Origin of the sequence: Lewinella sp. IMCC34191 (genome assembly GCF_003390935.1) — a bacterium.
Lineage (GTDB): Bacteria > Bacteroidota > Bacteroidia > Chitinophagales > Saprospiraceae > Neolewinella.
Genome location: NZ_QNQZ01000013.1, coordinates 46,578 through 62,253, shown reverse-complemented (window position 1 = coordinate 62,253; position 15,676 = coordinate 46,578). Strand labels below are relative to the sequence as shown.

At 52.1% G+C, this 15,676-nt stretch carries 16 protein-coding genes; 3 read left to right on the top strand and 13 right to left on the bottom strand.

The features are described from left to right. Positions 1–11: 11 nt before the first annotated feature. The gene (locus DRW39_RS20030) at positions 12–332 is read left to right on the top strand and encodes a hypothetical protein (protein ID WP_116108873.1); all 321 of its coding nucleotides are present in this window, start codon (positions 12–14) and stop codon (positions 330–332) included. A 27-nt stretch (positions 333–359) separates the two neighbouring features. Further along, positions 360–1,238, top strand: coding sequence for a KilA-N domain-containing protein (locus tag DRW39_RS20025; RefSeq protein WP_116108872.1), 879 nt, complete (start codon positions 360–362; stop codon positions 1,236–1,238). Between the two features lie 88 nt (positions 1,239–1,326). On the opposite strand, the gene DRW39_RS20020 is transcribed toward DRW39_RS20025, so the two are convergent. Next, entirely contained in the window at positions 1,327–2,358 is a 1,032-nt protein-coding gene (locus tag DRW39_RS20020) for a hypothetical protein (protein WP_116108871.1), read from the bottom strand. A gap of 71 nt (positions 2,359–2,429) precedes the next feature. Beyond that, complete coding sequence (locus DRW39_RS20015) at positions 2,430–4,061, bottom strand: T9SS type A sorting domain-containing protein (RefSeq protein WP_116108870.1); 1,632 nt, start codon at positions 4,059–4,061, stop codon at positions 2,430–2,432. 63 nt (positions 4,062–4,124) lie between these two features. Between DRW39_RS20015 and DRW39_RS22790 the strand changes: the two genes are divergently transcribed. Continuing rightward, positions 4,125–4,253 (top strand): hypothetical protein, encoded by a 129-nt coding sequence (locus tag DRW39_RS22790; protein WP_255419267.1) that lies wholly within the window; start codon positions 4,125–4,127, stop codon positions 4,251–4,253. Between the two features lie 586 nt (positions 4,254–4,839). Here the strand turns inward: DRW39_RS22790 and DRW39_RS20010 are convergent. The 11 genes from DRW39_RS20010 to DRW39_RS19960 are packed head-to-tail and all read right to left on the bottom strand — an operon-like array spanning position 4,840 to position 15,670. Next, positions 4,840–5,397: a hypothetical protein gene (locus tag DRW39_RS20010; RefSeq protein WP_116108869.1), complete on the bottom strand. Its 558-nt coding sequence runs from the start codon at positions 5,395–5,397 to the stop codon at positions 4,840–4,842. After that, on the bottom strand, positions 5,397–6,554 hold the full coding sequence (locus DRW39_RS20005) for a DUF4138 domain-containing protein (protein WP_116108868.1): 1,158 nt from the start codon (positions 6,552–6,554) through the stop codon (positions 5,397–5,399). Before DRW39_RS20005 ends, DRW39_RS20010 begins: the two co-directional genes overlap by 1 nt. A gap of 34 nt (positions 6,555–6,588) precedes the next feature. After that, entirely contained in the window at positions 6,589–8,034 is a 1,446-nt protein-coding gene (gene traM / locus DRW39_RS20000; RefSeq protein ID WP_116108867.1) for a conjugative transposon protein TraM, read from the bottom strand. Then, entirely contained in the window at positions 8,027–8,404 is a 378-nt protein-coding gene (locus DRW39_RS19995; protein ID WP_198664962.1) for a hypothetical protein, read from the bottom strand. Before DRW39_RS19995 ends, traM begins: the two co-directional genes overlap by 8 nt. Positions 8,405–8,429: 25 nt before the next feature. Then, positions 8,430–9,053 (bottom strand): conjugative transposon protein TraK, encoded by a 624-nt coding sequence (gene traK / locus DRW39_RS19990; RefSeq protein WP_116108865.1) that lies wholly within the window; start codon positions 9,051–9,053, stop codon positions 8,430–8,432. 54 nt (positions 9,054–9,107) lie between these two features. Further along, positions 9,108–10,313: a type IV secretion system protein gene (locus DRW39_RS19985; RefSeq protein WP_116108864.1), complete on the bottom strand. Its 1,206-nt coding sequence runs from the start codon at positions 10,311–10,313 to the stop codon at positions 9,108–9,110. Positions 10,314–10,324: 11 nt separating this feature from the next. Next, positions 10,325–11,041 (bottom strand): hypothetical protein, encoded by a 717-nt coding sequence (locus DRW39_RS19980; RefSeq protein WP_157976249.1) that lies wholly within the window; start codon positions 11,039–11,041, stop codon positions 10,325–10,327. Between the two features lie 40 nt (positions 11,042–11,081). After that, the gene (locus DRW39_RS19975) at positions 11,082–11,711 is read right to left on the bottom strand and encodes a hypothetical protein (protein ID WP_157976248.1); all 630 of its coding nucleotides are present in this window, start codon (positions 11,709–11,711) and stop codon (positions 11,082–11,084) included. Between the two features lie 4 nt (positions 11,712–11,715). Then, positions 11,716–12,441: a hypothetical protein gene (locus tag DRW39_RS19970; RefSeq protein WP_157976247.1), complete on the bottom strand. Its 726-nt coding sequence runs from the start codon at positions 12,439–12,441 to the stop codon at positions 11,716–11,718. 53 nt (positions 12,442–12,494) lie between these two features. Beyond that, positions 12,495–13,184, bottom strand: coding sequence for a hypothetical protein (locus tag DRW39_RS19965; RefSeq protein ID WP_116108860.1), 690 nt, complete (start codon positions 13,182–13,184; stop codon positions 12,495–12,497). Then, the gene (locus DRW39_RS19960) at positions 13,184–15,670 is read right to left on the bottom strand and encodes a TraG family conjugative transposon ATPase (protein WP_116108859.1); all 2,487 of its coding nucleotides are present in this window, start codon (positions 15,668–15,670) and stop codon (positions 13,184–13,186) included. The genes DRW39_RS19965 and DRW39_RS19960 overlap by 1 nt, the downstream gene beginning before the upstream one ends. Positions 15,671–15,676 lie beyond the last annotated feature (6 nt).

The window sequence follows — 15,676 nt, the reverse complement described above, 5'->3', positions numbered from 1 at the left end:
AATCCAAGACCATGACTGACCACATCGGACCTGACAACAGATACGGAGTTGAGGCGATCCTAAATCCGGATCAGCCCAGCTTGTTCTACCTTCTATTTGAAGAGCTCGACGAAGCGAGGGGCTTCTATGAAACCCTGAAGCGCAGTATGACCGCTCACCGAATCACGGTCATGTTGAACGATCCTAAAGGGGAAACAATCGAAATGGTGGAACTGGGAGACGAACTCCGCCCAGCAAAAAAAGTGGAAAAAGTGGCGTACGATCAAATTATTGAGCCACTGGACCACAGCACCATGACTACGGGCGATCCGGATACCCTACTGATCGACTGACGGACGTAAAAGTCAAATACAGACGCTATGGCTTCCAACATAACAATAGCAGATACGAAGATTCGGATGGACAAAGACACCGGCTTTATCTGCGTGACCGACATTGGAAATGCGAAAGATCCCGGTGGGGGGGCAGACCATGTAGGTAACTGGCTGCGCAACGCCAACACAATCGACTTCATCGAGGCATGGGAGATGCGACACAACCCGAGTTTTAACTCCGTCGAATTCGACGGAGTTAAACGCAGAGCAGGTCGTAATGCCTTCCGTGTCAGTGTTTCGGAACTTAAGGAGGCCGGCACTACCGGTATCCTGGCCAAACAGGGCAGGTACGGCGGAACTTATTGTGCTATCGACTGGAGCATTCACTTTGCCAACTGGCTCGATCCTCATTTTTACGTAGAGACGATTGATATTTTCCGGAAGATGAACGACCGCCTATATGGGCGGGAAGATTTGTACCAACGATTCAGCCGGGAACTGGTCGCGGAAAACTATGGCCTTATCACCCAGGCGAACTCGCAACGTAAGATTCCGCAGCAGCCAAATTTGCTGACTTCCAATAAAAAATCAGGCAACCCGAAAGAGCAGGTTATCAACCACCTAAGTCAAGTCGATGCGGATATTGTCAACTTAGCCATGTGGGGACTGACAGCCAAACAGTGGAGGACGAAGTTTCCCAAGCTGTCGCGTAGTAAAAACATGCGGGATTACGCAACGGATATCGAACTGAAGGTGCTCAACGTCCTACAGATAATCATGCGTCAGCTGCAGGAGGACCAGTACTCAGGAGAGGAAAAACTGGACCGTTTGCACGAGAAGGCGGACGAAATGGTGAAGTTTTACTGTAAGACTCCAGAGCAAATGGAGCAGTTAAAGACTCACCGAAAAAAGAGGGGTTGGTAGCGGTCCTTACGATGGTGGAAGCAATAATACAAACAGGGAGAACTCCACCTAGCGTCCTCCCTGTTGGTCTTTTATTCTCGATTGAGAGCTACAATAGCTCCAAGTTGACCACTCCGTCTTTATTAGGTATGTGTAGCGTTACGTTTTCGTAAAAGGAGTACAAAAGCCGCCCGCGACGTATCACATTAAATTTTGCTCTTACTTCACCATGAGTCGGTGACGGATCGTCAGACCCAAAGCGTGCAAGGGCATGACTGGTCTGGTTGACATCAAAATTGAACAGGTGAAACAAAGTGGATTGTGTATGCTCACCATATTTGTTAATCCTGTTGAATGAAGCTTGTGTGACCTCGTAACCGTTGACTCTGAAGTTTTTGGTGTGGCCAAAAACACTACCTTCTCGTACAGCATATTTTTCGGGTTGCGGATAATAGCCAGCAGGTGTTTTGGTAGAGAAGTAGCCACGTTTCCGGAGTAAATAGGCTAGGTAGCCCGTATCTCCAAGAGTGGTACGAAGATTGGTAGTTCGATTTTTCCCCCTACGAATAGCTATTCCTGCCACCGTGCGATTGGACAGATCATTAACATTACCGTTAGCGTTATGGCTTTCAAAGGCCATTTCATAAGCTATAGGCAATTCTTTTGACCAAACGGAATAGGTAGCAACGTCTTCTAAGACCGAGCCATCAGGGGAGTATACAACGACGTAGAAGTATGTATCGCGTTCATTACAGCCATCTAGGATAATGCTTTTATCATAACCAATAGTTGTGGCCAGATGGACTGACATGAATCCACCAGTGGTGGATTCGTACCGAGGGCTAAGTTGAGCATAAATACCATTACCTGGAGCTGTTTCGAAGTTCCCGTCTTGATCGCGGAGGATTACTTCAATGTTTTGATAGCCTTTAGGAAGCGTGTTTTGAAAATCCGCTTTTGCGTCAATGCAAGCGAGTTCCTTTTGGGCAAAGTAAGTCCGCGCATCATCGTCCTTGGCAGTACCCGTGAGGATATAGTCATCGATGGATTCGCCGTAGAGTACATCCTTTTCCTCACAGGAGCAGAGCCAGCAAACGATAAGGGCGGAAAGAAGCAGGTGGAAGCAAATTCTACTGTACATCAGAGAAGAGATTATGGGTTAGAAAGGGATGTGAAGGGGCACCAAGACCCCGAGCCGTCTGGAGCGGGCAACTATCTTTTTACTATTCGAATGGTGGTTGGATCCGGCTGATCATCCCGGATGGTGATGGTGTAAAAGCCAGCGGTCATGCGGGACAAATCAATCCGAGGATCGACAGCAGTACCCGAGGCCACCTCTTGGCCAAGGGAATTGCTTACCACATATGTGGCACGATCCCGCAGACCGCTGAGCTGAACAACACCGTAAGTTGGATTGGGAAAGGCAGAGGGTAAACTGCGGCGATTGCTGCCTACAATTTGATCCCTCGGAAATCGCCTTCCGCCAAATGGAAGACCAGAGCGAGTTGGGCGACTGACGCCGATACCGGGAGATTCCGGCTCCGTTCCATGGTCTTCGATTAGGTCTGTAAATAAGAAATAGGGCTTGGTGCTGGATCTTTTGCCACGACTGCGTACCCGAACGAAGTAGGTGCCGGGAGCCACGGAGACAGAAGCCCTCAACTGGTAGTAGGTAGCCCCGAAGCCGTCAAGGTTGCCTGTAGTTAGAAACACCAGCCTACCCCAGGGATCGATGTTCACCACGTCGAGGTCGAGATCTAGATCGTTTGGTACGTTGTACAAGTCCACGAGTAACTTCCCGCCACTATGCAAGTCGAGGCAAAACCAATCCTGATCGAAGGGATTGGGGTTGTCCGGCGTGCTGTACCGGGTGTTTTCTCCCAGGATGTGTTCCGTGTACGAGCGCCCGGTTTCGATAAGCGCGGCTTCACCGTAGGACTGATTCGCCTCGTGCTGATTTTCGATGAAGTCAGCGATCAGGTAGTAGGGCTTCGTACTGGATCTGTTATCACGGCTGCGTACCTGGATGAAGTAGGTACCAGGAGAGACGTAAGCAGATGCCCGCAAACTATAGTAGGTCGCTCCGCGGCCATTGTTCCGGCCGATGGTCAGGACTCTCTGCTTACCCCAGGCATCGATACCCACCACATTGACTTCGAGGTCAAGATCATCCGGCACGTTGTACAAGTCCACAAGCACGGTTCCGCCACTGCGGAAGTCGAGACGAGACCAGTCCTGATCGAAGGGATTGGGGTTGTCCGGCGTGCTGTACCGGGTGTTTTCCCCCAGGATGTGTTCCGTGTACGAGCGTCCGGTTTCAATAAGCGCGGCTTCGTCGTAGGACTGATTCGCCTCGTGCTGATTTTCGATGAAGTCAGCGATCAGGTAGTAGGGTTTCGTACTGGATCTGTTGTCGCGGCTGCGTACCTGGATGAAGTAGGTACCAGGAGAAACGTAAGCAGATGCCCGCAAACTATAGTAGGTCGCTCCGCGGCCATTGTTCCGGCCGATGGTCAGGACTCTCTGCTTACCCCAGGCATCGATACCCACCACATTGACTTCGAGATCGAGATCATCCGGTACGTTGTACAAGTCCACGAGCACGGTTCCGCCACTGCGGAAGTCGAGGCGAAACCAGTCCTGATCGAAGGGATTGGGGTTGTCCGGCGTGCTGTATCGGGTGTTTTCCCCCAGGATGTGTTCCGTGTACGAGCGTCCGGTTTCAATAAGCGCGGCCTCCTCATATGATTGGTTCGCCTCGTTTTTGCTCTTGATGAAGTCAAGGCAGATCCGAACGGGCTGACCTCGATAATCATTAGTCGTCCACTCCAGGACAATGACCATGGAACCAGCGGACGCATAAATCGCCAGCGGTTGCGTTGGGAAGCCAACATTAATATTACCCGATTGACCCGCTACGGAAGCAAGCGAGCCATCGCCCTGGCGTTGGAAAACCTCAATAGTAAGCTCACGATACCTGCTGGTTTGGTCGATGATGATGGTGCCGGCAACGTCCAGATGGACATTGTATTCTAAATGCGGCCGTCCTCCAGTAGGTGAGCTTTCCAAAGAAGCCTCCGCGCAATCGTTAACACGAAGAAAACCAGATGATGTACCAATCACCTGGGCTCCCATTGGAAGCCAAGCGATCAATGCTAGAAGCAGAAAAATAGAGGTGTCGAAGTGTCTCATAACTATGGATTTCAGATTGGAAAAGACATGCAGCGGCCCACTACCTGCTGGGGGCAGATACCACTCAGTGAAGAAGATTTGCTATGGTTTTGCGCCCGAAAGCTGAAGGGTCCACCCCTTCTTTTCTCTTCCAGGTTAGTAGGAAATAGGTATCGTTTTTAGTTGGATGCGGCATGCAATAGCCCCTTACCTGCTGGGAGCAGATACCATCCATGAGGAGAATTTTCTATAGTTGATTGCCCAGAAAATGCAGGTAATTCGTCCCCTTTTCTTTTCTAGGCAGGTAGGTTATAGGAGTAGTTTTAGATTGGGCCGACAATGAAGTAGCCCGTTATCTGCTAGGGCAGATTTGACAAACTGTAAGGAAATCTAGTAAAGAGCGTGTATTTGGGAATCGAAGGGACTCCCATTCCACCCCTAGAAAATGAGGTTATTCTACGCGCTCGTACTCCACGCTCAACTGGTAGTCGATGTCGTCAAGAGTCTTGTCCACGCGGTACTTCAGAGATTCGCCCGTCACAACGCGGATGTCGTACCAAGTATCGGAAGTCGCACCGGTTTCCGTCTCAATACCGTAGAAGTAAAGCGATGCATCTTGGTCTACCAGGACGGTGGCGCTTTCGAACTCAGGGTCAGTTTCGATCGTGCTGAAAGAATCAGGGCAGGAATCAGTAGTGTTTCTGAATTCGTAGAAACCAGTTACCCCTTCCGTGGAGTTGCCGGCAAATGGACGAAAGTCAAGTAGGCTTTCTTGATAGCACTCTGGCCGAAACTCTAGCCAGTCGCGGGTAGTCCCACCTGCGTCGACTGGACGGGCCACGTCCGAGGTGACGGAAACCAAACGCCAAGTCCCTCCGACCTGACAGTTGAGTTGATCCGTGGGTGATCCATCGGTGCACTGTTCTGCTTCCGGTTCCTGCGTAGCGGAAGGGTTACATGAATAGACCAGCGGAAGGGACAGGAGAAAGAAGTAGAATAGGTGTTTCATCACCGTGCTTGTTTACTTGGGTTCTTAGATGCTATAAGTCGTGCCTCGACAATGTCTTTGTTCTTAATTCTTAGGCTGTGGTGACGACCACCATCCTGTTCAAAGACCTCCAGGACGAGACGTTTCTTGTCCGGAATGGTAAACTTGTTGACGGCTACTACAAAAGTCCGTTCATCGTGGCGTTCAACCCGGGAAGAATTTTCGCCACCGGAATATACCTCTATTAGATCCACGTCACGCTCCTGGACTGCAGTTCTCTTCCTTTGCTTGGTATCAATGACGTAGAACCGCCAAAAGTCAATGTCATAGCTGATGTTAGAATTGCACCCCAGCGTAAAACGGTAGTACATGATGTCGTCCCGGATCCAAATGTCATTAAGCTTCAGTTCCGAACCCTCCTGGCGATCGGTGGCCACCGGCCGACTGAGTTGTGCATCGTGAATCCGGTGACTAGCGTACCATACATCCTTGGTATTGATTACCGAACGACCATAGCTCATCCCCATCGGATTGTCTACTGAATCTGATAACTCAGCAAATCCACGGGGATACAGGGGAGTCCCGAATTCCAGCAAACCACCACTTTCGACGCCTTCGTTATGGGAAGGTAGATTTTCCGCAACGTAAGTAGCGGCCACCGTCAATGCGCCAGCGGGATAGTAGATGGCAGGAATGGTCGTCATAGGGCTACTAGTACGGGTCCCTGGAACCGTCGTCGATGGTGTGTTGGTCATCGGAACAGCCGTAGTCTTAGAGGAGGGCCGATGAGCGGCAGGCAACCGGAGGCTCGGAGACCGAATAGGGTCAAGATTGTACGTCAAGGTTGCCGGACTACGCTCGTAGGTGATCCGGAAAGTGTAGACCATTCCACCCGAGGTAATGACGGTAAGGGAACTTGGCTCCATCTGCTCACCAATGGTTTTGACTTTGACGATGTTGGTCACCTCGTCCAGCGTCTGGGTGAGTACATCCCCCGTTCCCCGGTCAACGCTCACCACATCATTCGGAAATATGAGCGTAGTGGTCTGTACGTCACTCACGCCAAGGTGCCAGTCGCTACCGTAAGTAGCTGCCGGAAGGCGTGACCCCGCCTGCCCAAAGAGGGAAAAGGAACTAATGCAGATCAACGCTAAGAAAACACAGCGATCAAGGAACATGATGGTGAAATTTTGAGGATTAGGAGAGGATTAACTACTTATTGCGAAGAATGACCCGGTGGCCAGCCTTTAGCTCCACCTTGATTACACTGAGTTTTCGGGAAGCGATCTCTTTGATCGTTTCGGTACCCTCCGCGGCTAATTGGGAGGTCAAGCTACCATTGCCAGCAGTAGCGCCGCCGAGTGACCGTGCCGCCGACGAAGCTTCCCGCTTGGCAATTTGCCGCTCGACCGATCCGGGAATAGCCAGGCCAAATTGACCATCCAAGTCGTAGACGTTCAGGCCGACGTCGTAAAGGTTGTTGCGGTAGGTGATAGTGCTTACGGACACCCTAAGTCGATCACCCTGGAGGCTGCCCTGGCCGTAAACGAAGGTGTTGGCCGGGATCCGCTGGCCGGCTACGTAAACATCCTCCAGGAGGCGCAGCTTGATGGTAGAACCATCCATCACTACGACCGAATTGTGCACCTGAGCCTGGACCGTCAGCTGAGTGAAATCGCCGTCCGGATCATCAGATTCATCGGTAAAGAATCCGCTCCGTCTGGCTACTGGGGCCGAAGCAGTGGGGAACGTATCACGTTGGGGTACTACCCCAAATATCTTGATGTCACCCGCAGCTGAGGGAGCCTCAGCAACCGGGTACAGGTGCTTCTCATTTCCTTTGGAACGCTTGCGCAATTCGTCTTCGGCCAGTTCGGGGTACTGCAAGTACGTAGCCCGTTCCATAATGCGGTCCAGTGTGGCTAACTGTTGATTGGCAATACTGTCCTCCGGACTCATGCTTAAGCTCTGGTCAGGGCTTGCCACTTCACCGGAGGGGTATGCCCCACCGGTGGGAGCAAAGGCGCCGTCATAACCGGACTGTACCGCACCACTACTATTCAGATTAGCGATCGCCCGTTCAATCTCGGCAACTTGCTCGTCTTCATTCTCAAAATCAAGAGCGGACGACTTAGGGGGGGAATTATACTGGCTCTTCCTGGCAGTCGATCTGGAACGCTGCCGGCGTTCGTTCGAAGTATTCCCTGCGGAAGAGGTAGGAGCAGGTGTCGCAGAGGGGTCAGCGACGGCCGTAAACTGATTAAGTTGCTCTTCGAGGTTACCGGTACGGGCAGTAAATTTTTTCTCCCAATCACTATATCCACTGGAGGGAGAAGAACCCAATTCCCCCTCGTCCGATTCTTCAAGAAGGACATCGGCGTAAGGATCACGTGCAAGGGCATAGGCACGGTTGTCGGCCTCCTTTGCTGCCTGACGGTAAGCATCGCGCTTGCTTTCTTCTTTCTCTACCATAACCGAGGGCAAGCCAGTATTAACCTGACCAACGGATGTACCGCTAACACCCATGGTGGCGGCATTACTGGAGCCTCCGCCCAAGCCCCAGAAAAGAAGGACTAGAATTGGGAGAACAAATAGTGGAAGGAACGTAAAGAGCTTCTTTTTACGCTCGAACTCAACGGGATCAACAGTATCATTCATGATTATGGGTTTTAAATTTTTCAGCGTAGATCTCTTCCATGCGCTCGATGCCTAGCTGATCTACACTGTCCAGAAAGGCCTGTGTGCGCTGAATGTCGTACAGCGTCTCCAGAGGTGTTTTACCGTCAAGTGCTCTATCCGTAGATCTAAGTACGGTGGGCGAACTGATCGAGCCTACGCCGGAAATTTGAGCGTCGGAGAGGAATAGAAAGGCTGCTACCGTGAGGGTGATTACGAAGCCAAGGGCGGCGAGAATTCCCGCGACGGCACGAGGTGACATATGTGAAAGACGCGAGTTCGCCCAACCTTCTGTACGCTGTACAGTAAGGTGTAGCAGGTCACTCATTTTTTCTTTTCCAGGCAGATTCACAGTACTGTTGTTGATACGTTGTGGACTAATTGTAGCGCTTTTCCACCCGGAGATCCTCGTTCTCGAGGATGCGGAATTGCTCGATTAAAAAGCCATGCGGATTGAGTTTACTGCGCTGCACGTTTCGGAAGTAGCCCTCTGAAACCAGCGACCGGGTAAGCGTGCTAGTTGGACGTGTAATGGTCAGTGTGCCGATGTACTTGAAGTAGTACGGGTCCAAGCTCATATCAAGCTGGATGGAGTCCGTTTCAATGGTCTGAGAAATATTTCCGGTGATGAGATTCCGATAGTACGAGTCCTCTTCGTAGGTGTCTACTATCGCTTGAACGCTGTTGTCCGATATGCTGAGCGCGGCGTTGATGTTGCGGTCGATCACTTCCCGATCGGGATCCAGCTGGAAAAGATGTCGATGGAATAACTTGACGTGACTGTGAGCCTCAACCGGCCGGTTGTCCAGTACATCAACCGCCCCCAGTTGAACAGCATCCTCTCCAATTAGCGCATAGACTACCTGAGATTGCTCCCGCATCCCACTGTACACGTAGCTCATACTGAAAAGAGAGACCGCCGCCATACCAATGACGCAGATAATAGTAAGCACGCGAGACTGCCGGAAAACTTTATCTCTATCGTTTAGGGAATGTAACATGACGTTGCTTTTTGAATTGAAAGGATTGAGCGAGGGTATGCAGTAGAAGCCCTATCAGGTATCTCTACCGGGGCGTCCACCCCCGATGCGCGGAACGTGCGCTGTGCCGTTGCCGGAAGACTTTGCATTAGACCCGCCACCAGTTGCAATAGAGGTATTGGAACTTTGGGAAGTACTGCTGCCGGCGACGAACCCGCCGATGGCAGCACCAGCCGTGGACATGGCGGCACTACCGGCCATCTTGCCAGCCCCTGCCGCCCCGGTAAGTAGCGATGAAGCACCGCTGGCGGTGATGATGTAGGCCGTGATGCTGGGTACGGCGATGTAGCCAACGATCCCAGTCACCAGCATGATGGCATACATGATGTCCAACGAGGAGAAAGCAACGTTGCTACCTCCCGCACGAACGGCCTCTAAGTGAACTAGATTGAATTCGGCCATCACCGTTGTAATCAGGAAACCGAAGATGTTGGCAACCGGCAACCACAGGTAGACGGCGATGTACCTTCCAAGCCAAGTGACGAACGAACGCGAGAAGGGAGACCATAGCGAGAAGCCCAGGGCCAGCGGACCGACAAGGGCAAGTACGGCGAGCGTGAACGTCCGGACCGCACTCAGACAAAAGACCACGGCGGTGTACAGGAAGCCCAAGACCCAAAAGAGTAGCATTCTGATCCCCCACCTGATCTGATACATCACGCTCTCGATCTTCCAGGACAGATACTGACCGATTCGATCCGTTCCAAACCAGCCAGATTCTTCTTCGAGGCCGTAGGCCTGGAGGTAGGCATCAAATTCGCCGTCACCCGAAGCACCTACGTAGGCCGCGTGCTGGCCACTACTCACATCGTTAGCCATCATTTCATCAAGCACGTTCTCCAGTACATCCCGTTCGCCATTCACCATAGCCTTGGTTGCGGTGACCGTGGGGCTCAAAGCCAAATTGACCGTCTGAACAAGGGGAGTGTAAAGGATTAGCGCGATCAGAATGATGATGGGACGAGCGACCGCACTAAGGTGAAGTGCTTTGCCCCTAATCATTCTACCGTAGATATGGGTGGAGATCATGACCATAGCCCCCATAGCACCGATCAGGCAAGCTATGTCTACGAAAATTCCCGCCCGCGCAAAAATGGTTTCGTAGACCCGTTCGAGCATAACATCAGCTCGCGTCAAATCCGTACTGGCAAACGTCTGCGCACCAGCGGAGGCGGTAGCCAGAATCAAGATTGAGAATATGCGGAGTATGGTAGTAAGCATGGGGGCTACAGTTAGTTGATACCGAGAATGGGGGAGACAGTAGCGCGGTCGATCGCTCCCGCTTGGCGGTAGAGCGTTGTTTGTTTAACCCTTTGGTGGAGGTTATCTAGTAGGAAGCGTAGCGTACGGAGATCGCTGTGCATACGTTCTAGATGTTGCATACGGTCAGCGGTACTAGCCCAGTACTTTTCCTCTACCGGCTCTACGCCGGCTTCCGCCACACCGTCCCACGAAGTGACATCAACGCCGGCGACCACCGGGACGTAGCGAAGTAGTAGTATGGCTTCCTGCTTGATCTCGCTGACGGCTCCGCGGATAAATTCAACCTGATCCCGGTCCGACCAGATGCGGCCGTCGGCGGTGGCCATGATCACGGCTGGAGCAATCTTTAGAATAGCCCGGAACTCCTTGCGAATGTCATCAACTAAGTAGTAGGAACTTACCAGCGCATCAGCTTGAGACAAGCCGTTGTAGTAGGCCGTGTGCTGACTGATCTCTGCTTCCATCAGACCACTCACCTGCCGGAATATCTCCTTCCAGTCGGCACCCTTCTTACGGGCGTAGTAGATCTGCCACACCTGCACGATAAGCTCGAACTGATTGTACTGCTTGCGCCACTTTCTGGTGTTGAAAGACTCTCTCCACCCCTGACCTTTGCGACTCAGTACACGCGGCTCGGCCGGGTTGAATGGAGGGGTGCTGAGGGTCTGGCCCACGAGGGGAAGCATGGCTAGAGTCAGCCACCCGAAACACCACCAGCGAAGTGATTTAGGGTACGACACGGAAGACATTTGCAAGGTTACTGACGCTGGTGTTCGTACGCTGGGAGGCAATGGTGAGCAGCAGGGTGCGGAACTCGCTGATGCTTTGGGTAATCTTGATGCTTTCTTTATAGAGCCGCTCCACGATTACCAGTCGTTCGCTATCCATCATTTCAAGGCCGTCGGAGCTTTCAAGGGCAACCAGGGCCAGTTCCTCGAAGGAGCCCTTAATCTTATCTAGCATCCCATCGAAGACCCGCATAATCTGCTCCAGCTCTTCGGCCGTAAAAGCATCGGTTCTCCGCAGTAGGGCGACTAATCTGGGTGCATCCTGTTTGATGTTCTTTATCTCCCGTCCATAGATCTGGACTGTTTGTAAAACACGATGGTAGTTTTTAACCACTGGATTGATGGAGGCCAGTTCATTGAAAAACTCCTCGTGTAGCTTATGATTGTCGCTAACTAATCCCCGCACAATACGGTAGCCGTCCCGCAGGATCACGTAGGTCTTACGGTACTCCTCCAGCTTTTGGGCGGCGGCCTGTTGCTGTAGCGTATTCAACGCCAAGTCCGCCGACCAAAAACCCACGTCGTCCCATCCCTGGGCAACGCTCCGGCTGGGTATGCCGAGCAGCAACACACTAATTGCCACTGAGCAGATCGCGAAGAATCTCCGCCTGCGGGACTTTGCCATTTTTCCGATTGTTTTGAATGTTGTTGAGAAAGACCACTACGTTTTGCAAGTCCGAGATGATTCGGGAGATCTCGCGGTCGATTAGATCTAGTTGTTCTGTACGGTCAATGGAGCGGAGTAAGACCATGAAATTGCCATGCTCTTCCCGTAGCTCGTCTAATTCTTCGGTCGGTACGTTGTTACCCAAAAGGACGAAGTTGGCACTCTTTAAAACCCGCTCGGTGCGGTTGACCATTGACGTCAGGATCTGCATCACGTAGTCACGCTCCTCGTCGCTGAATTCATCCAAGGCGGCAAGTTGGACGCGGAGTTGATCGAGAATATCCAAGATGGAGCGTACCCGCTTTCCAATCTTGAGAAAACCTTCGAGGGTCTGGACCGCGCCGCTTACTACCTGATACTTCTCGTAGTACTTCTGGAAAAGCTCTTTGGTCCGCCGTAGTCCATCGGCCAGCATCGCCAGTTGTTGCCGCTGAAGGTCTCGCTCCCTCCGCTTCGCCTCGGATTGCTGAATCGTCGAAGCGTACTTCTGCGATTTCAATCCCAGCGTAGCCCAACGGGATTGCTCGCCCCCCGCTTCACTAGCCTGAATCACCTTACTAATGGCATCGGGATCGAGACTTAAGGTTTCGGTGATGTACTGAGTCCCCCAGTCGTTAATCTGAGCAGACACCGGTTGTGCAATTGCTAGTAACCCACCAATAAGAACTATTCGTGCGGACATCCTTAGTGGGTTTCAGTTAATAGATTCGGTAACCCACTGTCCATCTGGACACCGCGATTGGTGTCCAGGTAGATGATGTAGCGGTTCAGCTGATCAACCGCCTGCAGGTTCTTCACCAGTCGCTCTTCAATGGTGGAGAGGACCTCAAATCGTTCCATATCGGTCAGGTTGGCCCTACTCGTCCCGCGAAAAAGGGTAACCAACAGATCGAAGTTGGCTCCAGTATCACGCATAACCAGTTCCAGGGTACCACTAAAGGATTCGAGCTCTTCGGCGGTGAAGAATTCGCTGTCCAGTAGTAGTTCACCCGTAGTGGCAAACTTGACAATCAATTTTCGCTGGAGCGCAATCACTGACTTGACCCGTTTACCGGTAGAGACAAATTGGTTTGCCGTTTTCAGGCCGGCGTAAATGCTCTCAAAGAGTTCGTGGTTTTTCTGGACAAACTCGATGATCTTATTAAAGGCGGAAGTACGTAGAAAGTCCTCGGCCTGTTGGGCCGCGACTGTGAGCCATTCGGTGCGAATAGCCCTGCGCTGCATGCGATTCGTTTGACCCTTCAGGACGTGAGCCGATACAATCGCGATGGGATCCACGTCGCCGCTGGGCGCGTCACCGCTACTCTGGGAGAAGACCGGCGTGCAAGCGAGTAGACAGACACCGAATGCCGCAATGTTGAGCTGCTTTTTCATCACGCGCGCCATTGATTAGCGAGAGCTACGATGCCGGCCTCGTACGACCCCATCCGCTCGGCCATGTCCTCGACCGCCTCCTTCTCTAGTTTTTCCGTGGTGTAGATCAGGTATTCCTCCAGTGGTACCTCCACTCCGTAGACGTTGGAGTAGGCACCGCCTAGAGCAATGAAGCACTCTTTGTACTTGCGTCGCGGGTCGAGGTTGCTGTTCACGCTCATTACCTGAGCCACGTCCTTTTCCGTTAGTCCGAGTAGGCCGGCGATATCATCAAACCGGGCAGCAAACTTCCGCTGATCCATGAGGATTTTGCAGTCACTATTGGCGACGATGGATTCCTTGACAACTGGTGAATTCAGGATATCGTCTACCTCCTGGGTCACCACCCAGGCTTCGCCGTAAAACTTGCGTACCGTCTTAAAGAGGTACTTGATAAAGTCGGCCATGCCTTCCTTGGCGATGGCCTTCCATGCTTCCTCGATGCAGATGATCTTGCGCTTACCCTTCAGCTTGCGCATCTTGGAAATAAAGACATCCATGATCACGATGGTGACCACCGGAAAGAGGACCGGATGGTCTTTGATGTTATCGAGTTCAAAGACGATGAAGGGTTCCTGCAGGAGATCGGCCTTACTATTTGAGTTCAGCAGGTAGTCAAATTCGCCTCCGCGGTAGAAAGGACTGAGCACGTAAAGGAAGTTCGTCATGTCAAACTCCCGTTCCCGCACATTTTTTTCTTCCAGGTAGGCACGGTAGTCACCACGCATGAATTCGTAGAAGCTGTCAAAACTGGGGTCAATGTGCGGGCAAGCGTCCAGGTGCTCGTAGTACATCGAAATGGCGGTTGAAAGGGCCACGTACTCCGCTTGCTCCACCGACTTATCCTGCGATTTCCAGATGGTAACGAGGAGCGTCTTCAGGCTTTCTTTTTTCTCGGTATCCAGTGTATCGCCTTCTCCAATCAGAAAAGGATTAAAGCTGATGGGATCGCTCTCGGTGTACTCGAAGTAAAGTCCACCAACGTATTTGCAGGTACCGTAATAGGAACCGCCCACATCAACCAGGACAACGTGACTACCCTGTTTGTAGTAGTTGTGCAGCAGATGGTTTACAATGAAGCTCTTACCGGATCCCGAGGGACCGAGAATGAACTTATTGCGGTTGGTCGTAAGTCCCTTGGTAATGGGCTCGTCGCTAATGTCGACGGCTACGGGATACCCCGTCAATCGGTCCACCAACCGAATGCCGTACGGACTGGCGCTCGACCGGTAATTCGTTTCCAGGTTAAATAGGCAGCTTGCCTGACCGGCAAACGTAGTGAAGTATTCTTCGCGGGGAAGATCGCCGGCGTTGCCGGGTATTCCGGCCCACCAAATCGTGGCCATTGAGAAACGCTCCTCTTTGGGGATGACATTCACCTTGGAAAAGCAGGACTGAACGACACCCGTTGACCGCTTCAGTTCTTCGTCCGTTTCCCCGAAAACCAACAGGTTAGCGTGGGCCTGGACAATGACTGCCTGAGCCGAAGCGGTTTCATTCAAAAAGGCGTTCACCTGCTCGGCGTAAATGCCGTTTGGACGGGAATAGGGAGCCAGCGACTCCATGCGCCGCTGGCGAGATTCGAGGGAAGCGATCACTTCCTTTTCGTTCTCAATGAGGATGTACTGATTGTAAATGTGGGGCGCATTGCAGTAAACGCCGAAGGCATTGCCCATCGACATGAATAGCTTGGAAGTATCGTTGGATACGCCCGAAACGATAACGCCGGGGGAAATGGCAGCGGGTAGGCAATCGGCATTGCTGACCGTGAAGAGTTTGCAGCGGTTATCGCCTATCTGAATGCCATTGCGAAAATCAATATCCCGCAGAATGGGCTCCTCCTGCGGGTTCAGGCTGAGGTACTTTTCCAATACACCAGCATCCGTGCTGGTACCAACAATTTCGTCAGTGGTCAAGCGGTGAAGCTTGATTTGACCACTATCCGCCAGGATGCGTTCCATCTGACCCACTACGGAGACAAACTGCTCGACTGCACCTGGATTAGTGATCCGTTTGGGAGCGAAAGAAAACCGATTGAGGCTGCTCCCCAGACTGTTTGGCTTACGTTTCGTGTTACTGAGAAAGGTCACGTAGAGGTAGCAGACGTGTTGAAGAATCGGTCGCTCGTTGAAGTGGCGTTCACTGGCGCGATCGCTCATTCTCATTTCCTCCGTATCATCAATATTGATCTCGTAGGCAGCATCGTAGTACCAGTCCTGTTTATGCACTACGGTACCGGGTCGCAGTACACTGAGTGCCTTGACCCAGTCCGAGTGCAGCTGGTCCAACTGCTCCGCCGAAAGGCTGTAGATCTCCGGCAGTTCCAACCGGTAGCCAATTGTCACTTCGGCATTCTTGCTTACAATGAGATCGTCCTCGACCGCCAGAATCGGCATGACGTCTTCGATCTTCCGGAAGCTGATTCGGCCACCAACGTTGCTAGCCATGGATTG